General features: G+C 40.7%; 9 protein-coding genes and 1 pseudogene. 4 read left to right on the forward strand and 6 right to left on the reverse strand.

What is annotated here, in order from left to right; all coding sequences use genetic code 11:
- Together WBN20_RS04425 and WBN20_RS04430 are read right to left on the reverse strand one after the other, a co-directional pair.
- Positions 1-1947 (reverse strand): SulP family inorganic anion transporter (locus WBN20_RS04425; RefSeq protein ID WP_424280843.1); only part of this gene is annotated, 1947 nt, incomplete at its 3' end.
- A gap of 2 nt (positions 1948-1949) precedes the next feature.
- Complete coding sequence (locus tag WBN20_RS04430; RefSeq protein ID WP_424271422.1) at positions 1950-2807, reverse strand: universal stress protein; 858 nt, start codon at positions 2805-2807, stop codon at positions 1950-1952.
- 185 nt (positions 2808-2992) lie between these two features.
- On the opposite strand from WBN20_RS04430, the gene WBN20_RS04435 reads away from it, so the two are divergent.
- Complete coding sequence (locus tag WBN20_RS04435; RefSeq protein ID WP_424280844.1) at positions 2993-4828, forward strand: cation:proton antiporter; 1836 nt, start codon at positions 2993-2995, stop codon at positions 4826-4828.
- Between the two features lie 26 nt (positions 4829-4854).
- On the opposite strand, the gene WBN20_RS04440 is transcribed toward WBN20_RS04435, so the two are convergent.
- The 4 genes and pseudogenes from WBN20_RS04440 to WBN20_RS04455 all read right to left on the reverse strand — a co-directional run bounded on the left by WBN20_RS04440 (position 4855) and on the right by WBN20_RS04455 (position 9881).
- Positions 4855-6498, reverse strand: a complete 1644-nt coding sequence (locus tag WBN20_RS04440; RefSeq protein ID WP_424280845.1) for a DUF4038 domain-containing protein — start codon at positions 6496-6498, stop codon at positions 4855-4857.
- Positions 6499-6602: 104 nt separating this feature from the next.
- Positions 6603-6836 carry a GTP-binding protein LepA gene (locus WBN20_RS04445; protein WP_424280846.1) on the reverse strand — a complete coding sequence of 78 codons (234 nt, stop codon included), beginning with the start codon at positions 6834-6836 and terminating at the stop codon, positions 6603-6605.
- An 89-nt stretch (positions 6837-6925) separates the two neighbouring features.
- Positions 6926-8722, reverse strand: a pseudogene (gene lepA / locus WBN20_RS04450) (translation elongation factor 4).
- A 52-nt stretch (positions 8723-8774) separates the two neighbouring features.
- The gene (locus WBN20_RS04455) at positions 8775-9881 is read right to left on the reverse strand and encodes a TolB family protein (RefSeq protein WP_424280847.1); all 1107 of its coding nucleotides are present in this window, start codon (positions 9879-9881) and stop codon (positions 8775-8777) included.
- 38 nt (positions 9882-9919) lie between these two features.
- Here WBN20_RS04455 and WBN20_RS04460 point away from each other — a divergent pair, with 38 nt between their 5' ends.
- The 3 genes from WBN20_RS04460 to WBN20_RS04470 form a co-directional block, all read left to right on the forward strand.
- Complete coding sequence (locus WBN20_RS04460; protein ID WP_424280848.1) at positions 9920-11143, forward strand: M28 family peptidase; 1224 nt, start codon at positions 9920-9922, stop codon at positions 11141-11143.
- A 160-nt stretch (positions 11144-11303) separates the two neighbouring features.
- Entirely contained in the window at positions 11304-13715 is a 2412-nt protein-coding gene (locus tag WBN20_RS04465; RefSeq protein ID WP_424280849.1) for an outer membrane beta-barrel protein, read from the forward strand.
- A gap of 53 nt (positions 13716-13768) precedes the next feature.
- The coding region (locus tag WBN20_RS04470; RefSeq protein ID WP_424280850.1) for a tRNA dihydrouridine synthase at positions 13769-14534 on the forward strand (766 nt) is incomplete at its 3' end.

Raw genomic sequence — 14534 nt, forward strand, 5'->3', positions numbered from 1 at the left:
ATAAATTAATTGCAACAAACCTTCCTTATCCAGAGTAAATACCGGGATTTCAACATCTAATTTGATATGCATCATGGTAGTTTTAACGACTTCTTTTGCGATAAAAGCACCTTCAGTCCACTCCAGGTCAAAGACGCTACAGCCATTTTTAGCATCCTTTAAAAGGTTATAGAAATAAGCAATTTCGCGGGTATGAAAGAATACAAAATTCTCTAAAAATGAAGTATCGGTGTTCTTTTTAGCCATATACCTCCAGTCATAATCCCTGGCCGCTTCTTCGAGGTCTTTTTGTCTTTTTGTAAAATACCGTTCAATTGGTTTTAGCGCTGCAACGGGTAAAATCTTCCGAATAGCGAAGGGGTGAAAGGAATCTGCCTCATGTTTATCCAATCCAATGAGTTCTATGCTTCCCCCTTTTTTATTAAAAGCAGCACCGTAGTTCTCCAGACCTTCCAGCACCGTGTGATCCACGAAACTGCACATTGAAAAATCGACAACCAGATCCATACTTTCCGGTACTACGTCTAGTTTATTCTTTAGTTTGTGAAAATTAAGGAAGCTGCAAAAATATTTTATGCTCAAATAAAAGTTCCCTTCATCCTCTTCTTTAAAAAGGAGAATATTAGGTTTAAACAAATTACTGAAGAACAGGGAAATACTTTTATTTATAATCATATGAATGATAAAGGTAACCAGGATCCCTGCTGCTATTCCGGTAATCAGGTTTGTAAATAATGTGGTGATTAAAGTGGTTAAAAAGATTAGCACTTGTTCTTTCCCTATCCGTATAATTTTTCTAAAGGATTCAGGATTGGCCAATTTATACCCGGTATACACCAAAATGGCCGCCAGAGCCGCCAGGGGAATCCGCCTGAGCTGCTCTTGAAAAATAAGGACAAAGCCTAACAAAAACATGGCGTGGAAGAAATTTGCAGACTTGTTGGTCGCCCCATTATTTACATTCACCGAACTACGGGCAATTACGGTTACCACATTCAGGCCTCCTAATAATCCGCTAATAACGGTGGCCAGTCCAAGCGCTTTCAGGTCTTTATTTACATTAGATCTTCGCATTAACGGATCTAGCTTATCCACGGCCTTTATACTTAACAGGGATTCTATGCTTGCAATAAGGGTAATAGCAAAGACGGCAAGGATAAATTCTCTGTCCATTATCCTTCCAAAATCCGGAAAGGCCAGATTAGTCAGGACATCATCAGGAATGGATACCAGGTAATCTACCGAAATTGGATACGGTTTGCCAAGAAGCGCATAAAAGTAACTCAGACCAACGGAGAGAATTAATATCCACATAGGCGCAGGGATTAACTGAAAGTATTTATTCCTGATTTTAGAATAGAAAACCATGATTAACAGACCTACTAATCCTATTCCTGAGGCAAAAAGCATATTAATGTCTGCAGTATTTATCAAATCCACAAAGTCATTTGGGATTGCAAGCAATAACTCAATGATGGTTCCTGTTTCATTGTTATGGCCCACCATAATATGAAATTGTTTTGCCAGAATACCTATTCCAATTGCGGCAAGCATCCCCTGAATAGCTGAAGCCGGGAAGAAATTGGCCAAACGCCCCATTTTTAAAAACCCCAGAAGCAGCATCAATACTCCAGACATTACTATGGCGGCTAAAGTGAATAAGTAGCCCTGGTACAAATCACCCCCGCCGAGGGTGCCAATTGCAGCTAACAATACAATAACCAGCCCATTACCAGGCCCGGCAATGGTAACTTTTGAGCCCCCCAGCAAAGAAACGATAACCCCCCCAACAACTGCAGCGATTATGCCTGAAATAGGAGGAGCCTCACTTGCTAAAGCCAATCCCAGGCCCAGAGGTAGTGCAATAAGAGACACTACAAAGCCTGAAAAAATATTTTTAGACAGGGTTTGAAAAATAATACCGGTTTTGTTGGTTTTGGCGCTCAAGGTTATTTACGGATAATCAATAAATCGGTGGGTAAATCTGATAAAATATATTCCAGGTCATGTCTGAAAATTCGATCTAACAGACCTGTCTTCTTAGGGGCGTTCATTACCAGTAAATCTGCGCGCACTATTTCGGCGTAATGGCCTATGGAATACCCTCTTTTTCCAAAAATACTTTGTGTTTTAATTTTGATGTTTTTTAAAAAAGCCTCTGGCAGACTTTTCAGGATTTTACGCACCCTGGATTCTTCCCTGTGCTTCAGTCTTTCCTTCACGATATTCGCTTTCATTAAGGATCGATCATCCTCAACTGTGACATGAATTTCTTGTTGACTGATCTCTTCTACAATCGTAATCTGTTGTGCGCCAAATGCATTTGCCGCATAGAACGCATCCAATATGGCTACCGGGGTTTCCGGCGCATCCAGGCCATTTACCACAATATGTTTACAGGGCATGCGTTCTGCCGAAGGTTTTATAAGCAACAAAACCGAACAGTTTACTTTTCGGGTCAGATTTCTGGCTATACTTCCCACATAGAATCGATACATATTTTCATGTTGCAACGCACCTAGTACCAATAAGTCGATATTAAATTTTGTACAGGCCTCCAAAATTACTGAGACTGGTTTTCCCTCTTCCCAATGAACTTCTATGGCATCATCCGGGAAGTCAATTTTCTTCAGGAGTGCATTTATAATATCTAATTTTTTCTCCGTTTTTTTACCAACATGGAGTAGAATTAATTTGGCATTAAAAAAATGTGTGATTCGGGTGGTTTCCAGAATATTTATTTCCAGCGTAGGCGAAAACGCAAAACCGAATAGAATTCTCTTAAAAGGATGGGGATGCGTTTTCATTAGGAGTATTTTGCCTCAATATAACACTTATATACCTATTATGATCGATGAATTAAAATTCCAAATAAGCACGTCCTTGAATTATTATCCGCACTTATGTGTTATAAACATTTGAAATTCTATTTCTTGATCTATTGCTAATCGGTATTCATTTTAATTACTATTTTTAAAGCCAAAGGAAAAAGATGTTAGAACTTGCCGGAATAATTATTTTAGGGATCATTGCACAGTGGTTTGCATGGCGTTTAAAACTGCCAGCCATTTTGCCTCTAATTCTAATTGGTCTACTTGTAGGGCCTATAGCTACTTTATATACAGAGGATGGTTCTAAACTCATTGAACCGGTATGGAATGGGGAAAAAGGACTTTTCCCCGGAGAGGGCTTATACTATTTCCTTTCACTTGCAATAAGCATTATATTATTTGAAGGGGGCTTAACCTTAAAACGCTCTGAAATTAAAAATGTAGGCCCTGTAATTACCAAACTAATAACCGTGGGAACGCTGGTTACTTTTTTTGGAGGTGGCGTTGCGGCTCATTTTATTTTTGGCCTTAGCTGGAAAATATCTTTTTTATTTTCAGCTCTGATCGTTGTTACCGGTCCTACAGTTATTACTCCAATCCTTCGAAATATTCCTTTGAAAAAAGATGTTTCCGCAGTTCTAAAATGGGAGGGAATATTAATTGACCCTATTGGCGCATTGGTGGCAGTACTTGTATTTGAATTTATCAGTGTTGGCGAAGGACAGGAATATACAAAAACAGCATTAATAGATTTTGGTAAGATTTTACTTTTTGGAACTACTTTTGGCTTCACTTTCGCCCATGCGCTGGCGTTTATTATCAGAAAGAAATACGTGCCTCACTATTTGTCTAATGTGGTGTCGCTCTCTGTTGTTCTTTTAGTTTTTGTGGAATCAGATATTTTGGCACACGAATCCGGTCTTCTTGCAGTGGTGGTTATGGGCATGGTTATGGGCAATATGGACCTGCCAAACCTTAAAGAGCTGTTGTATTTCAAGGAATCCCTAAGTGTGTTGCTTATTTCTATCCTCTTTATTTTGCTGGCGGCTAATATTAACATCAGTGATATGGAGTTGATTTACAACTGGAACACTGTGATTATATTCCTGGTAATCGTCTTTGTGATTCGGCCTATTGGGGTTTTTCTAAGCACAAAAGGCTCTGGTTTAAAATTGAATGAAAAACTTTTTATAAGCTGGGTTGGCCCCAGGGGGATTGTAGCTGCAGGTATTGCATCACTTTTTGGCTCCAAATTGCTTCTAAAGGGCGAACCCGGAGCTGAATATATTACCCCGCTGGTCTTTATGATTGTATTAGGGACCGTTCTTTTAAACGCTACAACAGCCAGGCTCTTTGCAAAATGGGTGGGAGTATTTCTAAAACACTCTGAAGGAATTTTAATTTTAGGCGCATCCAAAACGTCCAGGCTTCTTGCCAGTTACCTGAAGAAGAACAACAGGCATGTGGTTTTGATAGACACTAACTATGCTAATATTGATCAGGCAAAAAAACTTGGACTAGAGGCCATGGTGGCCGATGTGTATTCAGACACCCTTACAGATGATATAGAGCTTAATGATATGGGATATTTAATGGCACTTACAGGTAGTCCTGAAATAAATGAATATGCCATTGACAAGTTTAAGGATCAATTAGGAGAAAATGGTTCCTTCAGACTTGTCAGTGCTGATGAGATGAACGACCCTGACAAAAACCCTAAGGAAGGCCTGTTCTCACAGAATGATGATTTTATTAAAATGATGGAAGTTACCAGACGTTATCCTGCGCTTCACGAAATAGAACTAAAGAATGCCAACCATTACAAAAAACTACTTAATATTACCAAAGAAGATGACGAGATTATCCCGGTTTTTCTAAAAGCTTCGGATGGGAAGGTATCTATCATATCCTCGTCCGGTGCAAACTCTGAATCAATTTCAGACGGATCTAAACTGGTTTATCTGGGTAAGATGTTTGATTTAGACAAAACAAACTGAAACATGTAGTTCGTAATCTTTAAGACCTAATTAATAATTAAAACCCAGGGGTTATTATCCGGAGCATTAAATTTGCCGGAGTCAGCACTGCCAGAATCAACAACCTCACCATTTTTAGGGTTTATCCAATTAAATTGCAGGCCCTTTCCCTTGTTTAAGGATTTAATTTCAATTTCACCACCTTCTTTTAAAAATGAAATATATAAAGATCCGGGTTTAGCCAGTAAGGGTTTTCCATCCGCCAAATCCCAGCGCTTTTCTATATTGGTCATATCTATTGAAGACAAAATTTTACCTACCATTCCGGCATATATAGAGCCTTCCATATACAAAGCTTCTTTCCAGGACTTAGATTGAGAAGACCAGGCGGTCCAGCCCTCCTCTTCTGCAGTTATTTTCCATTGCCACAGACTGGCTGCGCCGTATACAATTCCCATAGTGCCCCCGCTCATTAATTGCATCCAGGCTTCCTCACCCTGCCACCAGCCCAGTCCATTTTTACCATCGTTCATTCCTTCATAGGTAGGCTCCCCATTAGCCACCCCTTTGGTGGGAAGATTAGCGTACATCTTCTCCACTTTATGATATAGGTGAGCTCCATCATGCCCCGTTTGGGCCCATTGAAAATCCAGCCAATCTTTATCCTGATGTGTCTTATTAAAGTGCATACAATGTTTGCCAGGGTCATTTACGGCCCACTCAGCAACATAATCATCACATGGATTATAATGCAGTCCGGTGGGTTGGCCATAACTGTCCCATTGCTGAAACATTTCTCCGCTTTCCTTAACTCCCGGATCATTACCGTCATGGTCTCCTGCAATAAGCCAAATGGCAGGTTTGCTACCGTAGCGCGCAAGGAGATATTTGCAATAGCGAACATATTCCTCAGGATTTATAGTGTTTCCAAGCACTTTAAGGCCTTTCCAACCAAAACCATGAAATACAGGCTGATAAACCGGAACAATCTCATGCGCAATAAGGATATCTATAATCTGATCTAAAGTCTGAAAATAGGAAGGATTCATACTATTAATATGCCCATCAGATAGGTCTTCAAAAGCTCTTTTAAAGCCTTGAGAAGTATTCCTTTCATTGGGCCCGATAGCATTCATGTCTGGTTGTAAGCTCATTAGCAAAGCAGCATTAAAACCCTTTTTTTGCCTGTCCTGAGCATAAGTAGTTACCTGGTCTGCCGTTGCCCGAAAAGGAATTGCCCAGGGAGTGTCTCCAACTACTAAAAAAGATTTACCGGAATGTTGTACTATGTTGCGGTACCCCTCCGCCATTTTTAGTAAACCGTTAGCGAGTAGTTGGTTGTCTCCACTGTAGGGTTTGGAACTAACAGAACCAGTTGCTCCATGAAGACCTTCGTCTTGTTTATCAGATGCATATGAAAGCCATTTCCAGGTGCTGATAGTATCGGGAGAAGTAAATCGTATTTTCCAAATATTGTCTCCGTCCCAAAAAGCTGGTCTTTTAAGGGTGTCATTGTTTTGGTTTGTAAATTCCGCCCAAACCGAAACATCTGTATAAGGATTTTTATAGTCTGATTGGCTGCTAAGTGTAATTTCAAGGGTGGCCCATTGCTCGGTAGTAAGCTTGCTTTCCTGCGCTAATAGCATTGATGTGAGGAAGAAAAAAAGTATATGGAGCCAGAATTTTCTCATTTTTCAAATACAATCTAAAGCGCAATCAATTTAGAAATATTTGTCGAGAAAGCCTATTTGAACCTATAGCTATTATTAAATTATTGAATTAAACCAGAGATGGACTAACCATTAAATTGGGCAGTTTTGGTAATTTCTACAGAAATATCTTCTAAAGTAACATTGTGTTTTTCGCCTGCCAGTAAGTTGTAAAAATGAACAGAAGACTCTCTTTTTATTTTTCCCTGTAGTAGTTCAGGGTCAATTTCGCCACCCTCCTGTTTCCATGTAAAAACAGGATGTTGCACAATCTTTATTAGCTTATGTACGGCACGGAATTCGGCAATATAAGTTGTCATTAACAGGGGGATTTTAAGTTTAACTAATAACTAAGCGAAGATAAAAATATTGTATTTACTTACATAAATTGTAGGCGAATTGAAGAAACCTAATCGTTTAATTTAAGAACAGCCATAAACGCCTGCTGAGGGATTTCAACATTACCTACCTGGCGCATTCGTTTTTTACCTTTCTTTTGTTTTTCCTATAATTTTCGCTTTCTCGAGATATCACCACCATAACATTTAGCGGTTACATCCTTTCGCAGGGCTTTTATGGTCTCGCGCGAAATAATTTTGGCGCCGATAGCAGCTTGTATCGGAATATCAAACTGTTGCCTTGGAATTAATTCCTTTAACTTTTCACACATTCTTTTGCCTATATAATGGGCATTATCAAAATGTATAAGAGCAGACAAAGCATCAACAGGTTGTGCATTCAACAAAATATCAACCCGCACCAGTTTAGATACCCGCATACCAATAGGAGAGTAATCAAAGGATGCATAACCTTTAGAAACTGTCTTAAGCCTGTCGTAGAAATCAAACACGATCTCTGCAAGGGGCATGTCAAAATTTAATTCAACCCTCTCCGGAGTGAGATAGGTCTGATTGGTAATCTGGCCCCGCTTATCTATACAAAGAGACATTACATTTCCTACAAAATCTGATTTGGTAATTATTGTGGCTTTTATATAAGGTTCTTCAACCCTTGCTACGGTAGAAGGATCGGGAAGGTCACTCGGGTTATTCACAATCAAGGGGGTATCCGGGTCTTTTGTAGTAAAGGCATGATAACTAACGTTTGGTACCGTAGTAATAACCGTCATGTCAAATTCACGCTCCAAACGTTCCTGGATGATCTCCATATGGAGCATTCCGAGGAAACCACAACGAAAACCAAATCCGAGTGCTGCGCTGCTTTCCGGAGTAAAAACTAAAGAAGCATCATTGAGCTGCAACTTTTCCATGGAGGATCGCAGTTCTTCGTAATCTTCTGTATCTACAGGGTAAATACCGGCAAATACCATTGGTTTTACATCTTCAAAACCGGCAATAGCGTTTTTGGTTGGATGTACTGCATCTGTAATGGTATCCCCAACTTTTACTTCCCTTGCATCCTTTATTCCGGTAATCACGTAGCCTACATCTCCCGCTCTAATTTCGGGTTTAGGCTCCTGGGTAAGTTTCAGAGTGCCTACTTCGTCAGCGAAATAAGTTTTATCTGTAGCAACAAACTTAATTTTCTGTCCTTTTTTGATCACACCATTAATAACCTTGAAATAAGTTTCCACCCCCCTGAAAGAATTATAAACGGAATCAAAAACCAAGGCCTGTAAGGGCTCATCTATATTCCCTTTCGGAGGAGGGATACGATCTATAATAGCAGTTAAAATATCTCCAATACCAATGCCGGTTTTAGCACTGGCCGGGATTACCTCTTCGGGTTTACACCCCAATAATTCTACAATATCATCTGTTACTTCTTCCGGACTGGCACTAGGCAGATCGACCTTATTTAATACCGGAATAATTTCGAGATCATTCTCCAGAGCGAGGTATAAATTTGAAATGGTTTGCGCCTGTATACTCTGGGCTGCATCAACCACCAAAAGGGCACCTTCACATGCCGCTATTGAACGCGATACTTCATAGGAGAAGTCTACATGGCCGGGCGTGTCTATTAAATTAAGAATATAATCCTGGCCTTCGTGTTCGTATTCCATTTGAATAGCATGACTCTTAATGGTAATTCCACGCTCGCGCTCCAGATCCATATTATCCAGAAGCTGTTCTTTCTTTTCCCTTTCCGTTACAGAACCAGTAAAATCTAACAGCCTGTCTGCCAAAGTACTCTTACCATGGTCTATATGGGCGATAATACAGAAATTACGAATGTGTTTCATTTTCTTACTCAGGCTATTTCAAATTGGCTGCAAAGATACAGTTTTCTGCTTCTTAATCCTGCCACTCGGCAATAAACAAATTGGTATCGCGGGTTCCGCCATTATTACGGTTACTTGAAAAAGCCAGGAATTTGCCATTATTAGAAAATACCGGAAAAGCATCAAAAGTTTTTCCATGTGTAACCCGTTCCAAATTCTTTCCATCTATATCAATAAGATAGAGATTAAAAGGAAAGCCTTTTTCGGCCTCAAAATTACTGGAAAATAGAATCTTTTCCCCTGATGGATGAAAGAAAGGACTCCAGTTGGCATTCCCAAGAAAAGTTAGTTGTTTTAAATCGCTACCGTCGGAATTACATATAAAAAGTTCCATTTCTGTTGGCTGCACCAAACCCTGGGCAAGCAATTCTTTATATTCGGTTATGGCTTCATCTGTTTTTGGCCTTGAAGCCCGGAAAATAATTTTTGTGCCGTCTGGTGAGAAAAAGGCACCTCCGTCATAACCCAACTCATCTGTTATTTGTAAAACTTCTGTACCATCTAAGTTCATGGTATACAGCTCAAGATCCCCACTTCTGGTAGAAGTAAATACTATCTTATCTCCCTGCGGAGAAACCGTAGCTTCCGCGTCATAGCCGGGTTCGTTGGTAAGCTGAGTAACAACATTGCCATTTAAATCAGCCACAAATATGTCGAAGGAATCATATACCGGCCAAACGTATTTCCCGTTTTTACGCAAGGGAACTTCAGGGCATTCTTTGTTCACTAAATGTGTGGATGCATATACGATATGCTCGTTATCAGGCAGAAAATAGGCACAGGTGGTACGCCCCATTCCTGTGCTTATCATAGGAGGTTGACTATCTTTGAAAGTCTCCTCAGACTTCATGAGAAACATCTGGTCGCACTGCATTCCCCATGCAGCATTATTTGATTGAAAAACTAATTTACTATCGTCAAAACTCCAGTAAGCTTCAGCGTTGTCCCCGCCAAAAGTGACCTGGCGTATAGACTTAAAGTGCTTTTCTTCTTCATAAATCAGGGTATCGGACCCGGCCATTACGGAGACGGGTTTATCCTTATCGGGAAGTGTTTTTTTGGATTCGGTTTTACAACTAAAAAAAGCCAATAAAATGAATAAGGATGCCAAAGTTTTCATAGGATGCTTAATTTTGAACAAAATTAGATGTAAAACTGATGAAAAAAATAGTTCTAGGCGTATTTTTTATATTAGCCTTCGGATGTAAAACCGAAGCACCCAAAATAGCCTCTATGGAAGAAGAGGTTAAGGTCCTTGCAAGCGATGAATTTAAAGGCAGGGAAACCGGGACTGAAGAAGAACTCAAAGCTGCGGAGTATATAATGGGACAAATGGCCGAAATGGGACTTGAACCCAAAGGAAATGCAGGGACATATTACCAAACCTTTACTTTTAAACCAAAGAAAGACCCGCATCAGCAAGTAGGTTTTCAGGAGGCCGGTGATAGCACAATAACCGGGACCAATGTCATTGGTTTTATCAATAATAAATCTCTGAATACCGTTGTGATAGGCGCGCATTATGACCATTTGGGATTGGGAGGTGAAGGCTCATTACACAGAGGTGAACCTGAAGTTCACAATGGTGCAGATGATAATGCCAGCGGCGTGGCAGTGCTCCTTGATTTGGCAAACAAGATAAAGGAAACTAAACTTTCTACAAACTATCTGTTTATCACTTTTTCTGGTGAGGAAATGGGACTATTAGGCTCCAATTTTTATACAAAAAACCCTACGCTTAACCTTGGAGAGGTTTCCTATATGCTTAACCTGGATATGGTGGGCAGGCTAAGGGAAGACAAAACGCTTTCAGTTAGTGGTACCGGTACTTCTCCAATCTGGCCCCAGGTATTAAACGCTTCTAATCCGGGGTTTAAGCTGGTGTTAAAAGAATCTGGAGTAGGCCCTTCTGACCATACTTCATTCTATTTGCAAGATATCCCGGTTTTACATTTTTTTACGGGCCAGCATGAAGATTATCATAAGCCAACAGATGATGCAGAAAAATTGAATTATGAGGGAATGCGATTAATTAGCATGTATTTGTTCAGCCTGGTTCAGGAATTGGATGATGATAAGAAACTGGCTTTTAGAAAAACCAAAAATGAAAGCGAAGAAGTACCCAGGTTTAAAGTAACGCTAGGGGTAATCCCCGACTATCTGTTTGATGGTAAGGGCATGCGCATTGATGGAATAAGTGAAGACAGACCAGCGCAAAAAGCAGGTTTAGAAAAAGGAGATATTGTTGTTCAACTTGGAGATAGTACCGTTGTGAATATGATGAGCTATATGCGGGCCTTATCGGCTTTTGAACCTGGAGATACCACTACGGTACGGGTACTACGGAAGGGTGAAACCCTGAAAGCGCCCATCACCTTCTGATTCCCGGCTAAAATACCTGCAGCGGCCTTGTATGCACCTTATTTTGTAAGAAAACATATACTGGAACAGGACAATACAAAAAAGACCTGGCAACAATCAGGGCTGTTTTTTAAGGTTAAAATCAAATAATTTTATAGCTTTGCTGGCTAACCTACCAACTGTGAGATTTTCCTTACTATTCGTTTTGGGAATATTACCCTTAGCCATTACCAGCCAGACCTTTGAGGTAAACGGGTCTGTTAGGGATACCGATGGGAAGCCACTTCCATATGCTAATGTAATGCTGCTACAGGTACCGGACAGTACCCAGGTAAAAGGAATTTCCGCAGATGATAACGGTAAGTTTAGCTTAAAAAACATAGAGCCCGATGTCTACTATTTACAGGCAAAATACTTCGGATACCTGTCGCTTTTAGTCCCCCTGGAGATAAAATCAAACCTTAAAATTGGAGCCCTGGTATTAGAACCCATTGAGCAGAATCTAAATGAGGTGGTGGTGACCGGGACAAAACCTATTATTGAGCGAAAGGCGGATCGCATCGTTTTTAATGTTGAAAATACCGTTTTAGGGGAAGGCAACTCCTGGGATATTCTGCGGAATGCCCCCGGTGTGATTGTTATGCAGGATAACCTGGAAATCAGAGGACGAAACGCCACGGTGTACCTCAACGATCGCAAAGTGCAATTATCCCCACTTGAAGTACAGGAATTTTTAAAGGGACTCTCCGGGGAAATGATCTCATCTGTAGAGGTCATTCCAAATCCGCCTGCGAGTTTTGAAGCCGGGGAAGGTTCCATTCTAAATATCCGCACCAAAGAAAATGTAACTCCGGGTTATAAAGGCAATGTCAGGGGGCAATATACCCAGGGCGTATTTCCAAAATACAGTTTTGGTACCAGTCATTATTTCAAAAACGACAAGGTTGGTATTTTCCTGAACTATACCATCAATCCAAGAAAAGAATTTAAAAGCGGGGACGGTCGAGTTAACTTTATCAATGATCAGGATGAGGTATTTGCCCGCTGGAATACAGACATTGAGGAGACTATCCGATCCCAGGATCAGCAGCTTAATTTAATGTTTGATTATAAACCTTCCGAGCGCGATCTATTAAATTTCACCTCCAACCTGAGCTTTTCCCCAAACAAGGAAATCGTTAACGAGATAAGCACCGAAATGCAAAACGGGGCCGGTGTACTCGATTCTACCATGCAGACCCTAAGTTCCATTGATGAGGACATGGTGAACCTTAGTTTTGATCTTAATTATGAACGGAAACTAAAGAAGGAAGGAGAGAACCTTAAGGCCAATGTGCATTATACGTATTATGACCTGTCCCGCCTGCAGCGGGGTTCTTCAGATTATTTTGATCCTGCGGGTACTTTTTTGAGGAATTTTACCTTTGCCACAGATGCCATGCAGGACATTAATATTTTTACATCAAGGGTTGATTATTACCTGCCTTTGGAATCCGGGAGTTTTGAAACCGGGATACGGGGATCATGGATAAACACCGATAGTGGCATTGATTATTTTGATGTAAACAACAACCTGCCTCCTTTTGACATTGCCATATCAGACAATTTTGAATATCGGGAAGGGGTATATGCCCTCTATGGTATCTATTCGCACGATTGGGAGAAATGGGCCCTGAAGTTGGGACTAAGGGCAGAACAAACCAATGTGGAGTCGTTCTCAATAACGCTGCAGCAAATTAATAAGCAAAACTACTTTGAACTTTTTCCATCCTTCTACCTGAGCCGCAAGCTCGGCGAGGAGAATAGCATTACCTTTGATTACAGCAGGAAGATTGACCGGCCAAAATACTCTGACCTGAACCCGTTTCGCTATTTTCTGAATGAAAATAATTACCTGGAAGGGAACCCCAACCTCGTTCCGAATTTCAGCCATAATTTCAATTTGAATTACACCATCAAGGACACCTATTTTATAGATGTTTATTACCGGGATAATGGCAGGTATATCAGCACCTTAACTTTTCAGGACAACGAGAACCAGATCCTGAGGGAGAGTAAACAGAATGTGCAGAAAAGCACCTCTTATGGCTTGGATTTTACCATTTCAACATCCATTAATAACTTTTGGTCCGTTTATTTTTACAACACTGTTTTTTATGAAGACGAAACCTTTTTAGCGGAAGAAAGCACTATTGATACCTATAAAAACAGTGTAACCGGGTATTATGGTTATCTGAATAATACCTTTAGCTTATCTAAAGACGGCACCTTTACCGGAGACCTTTCATTTACCTATTTAAGCAGCTTTTTATTTGGTTCGTATAAAGTATCTGAAATTGCCATACTTAATGTGGGATTGCGCAAAACCCTATGGAATAACCGTGGGGTAATTTCGCTTGCGGGGGAAGACCTCCTTGGGATGGCCAGGGGCAGGTTAACGTCGCGTTATGCCAACCAGGACAATTCCCTTAGAGAGCGACCTGAAACCAGGTTTGTACGCCTGGGCTTTACCTATAAATTTGGCAATTACCGTCTGAACAACAACAACCGCAGCCTCCGGAAAAGCGAGTTACAACGACTTGATAACGAATAAATACCCTTTAGTTCCTTCTTTATTTTTAATTTTGTCGCGCTAAAAGATAACAGATGCCAAAAATTGGTGACATAGTTCTGCCGGATTTTCCCTTATTACTCGCGCCCATGGAGGATGTGAGTGACCCTCCTTTTCGGGCACTTTGCAAGGAGCAGGGGGCAGATTTGGTGTATACCGAGTTTATATCTTCGGAAGGCCTTATACGCGATGCGGCCAAAAGCGTAATGAAGTTGGATATTTATGAAAAAGAGCGGCCTGTAGGGATTCAAATTTTTGGAGCAAACCTGGATTCCATGTTGCGTTCCGTTGAGATCGTAGAGAAATCCAAACCGGATATTATCGATATAAACTTTGGCTGTCCTGTAAAAAAAGTAGTAAGTAAAGGCGCGGGTGCAGGTATTTTAAAAGATATTGATTTAATGGTTTCTCTTACCGAGGCTATGGTAAAGCACACCCACCTGCCAGTTACGGTTAAAACCAGGTTGGGATGGGACCACGATTCAATAAAAATTGTTGAGGTGGCAGAACGGCTTCAGGATGTAGGCTGTAAGGCTATTGCTATTCACGGAAGAACCCGGGCACAGATGTATAAAGGCAATGCAGACTGGAAGCCCATTGCTGAGGTAAAAAACAATTCAAGAATGCATATTCCGGTCTTTGGAAATGGAGATGTAGATACCCCGGAAGCAGCCAGGATTATGCGAGATGAGTACGGACTGGACGGGGCTATGATTGGCCGGGCAAGTATTGGCTACCCCTGGTTTTTTAAGGAAGTAAAACACTATCTGAAAACGGGGTCACAGCTTGCGCCACCTACGA

Origin of the sequence: Eudoraea sp. (genome assembly GCF_049665975.1) — a bacterium.
Taxonomy (GTDB): domain Bacteria; phylum Bacteroidota; class Bacteroidia; order Flavobacteriales; family Flavobacteriaceae; genus Eudoraea.

Coding starts and splice junctions, on each gene's coding strand:
- WBN20_RS04430 (WP_424271422.1), bottom strand. CDS start 2,807: ATGAAAACGCATCCCCATCCTTTTAAGAGAATTCTATTCGGTTTTGCG.
- WBN20_RS04435 (WP_424280844.1), top strand. CDS start 2,993: ATGTTAGAACTTGCCGGAATAATTATTTTAGGGATCATTGCACAGTGG.
- WBN20_RS04440 (WP_424280845.1), bottom strand. CDS start 6,498: ATGAGAAAATTCTGGCTCCATATACTTTTTTTCTTCCTCACATCAATG.
- WBN20_RS04445 (WP_424280846.1), bottom strand. CDS start 6,836: ATGACAACTTATATTGCCGAATTCCGTGCCGTACATAAGCTAATAAAG.
- WBN20_RS04455 (WP_424280847.1), bottom strand. CDS start 9,881: ATGAAAACTTTGGCATCCTTATTCATTTTATTGGCTTTTTTTAGTTGT.
- WBN20_RS04460 (WP_424280848.1), top strand. CDS start 9,920: ATGAAAAAAATAGTTCTAGGCGTATTTTTTATATTAGCCTTCGGATGT.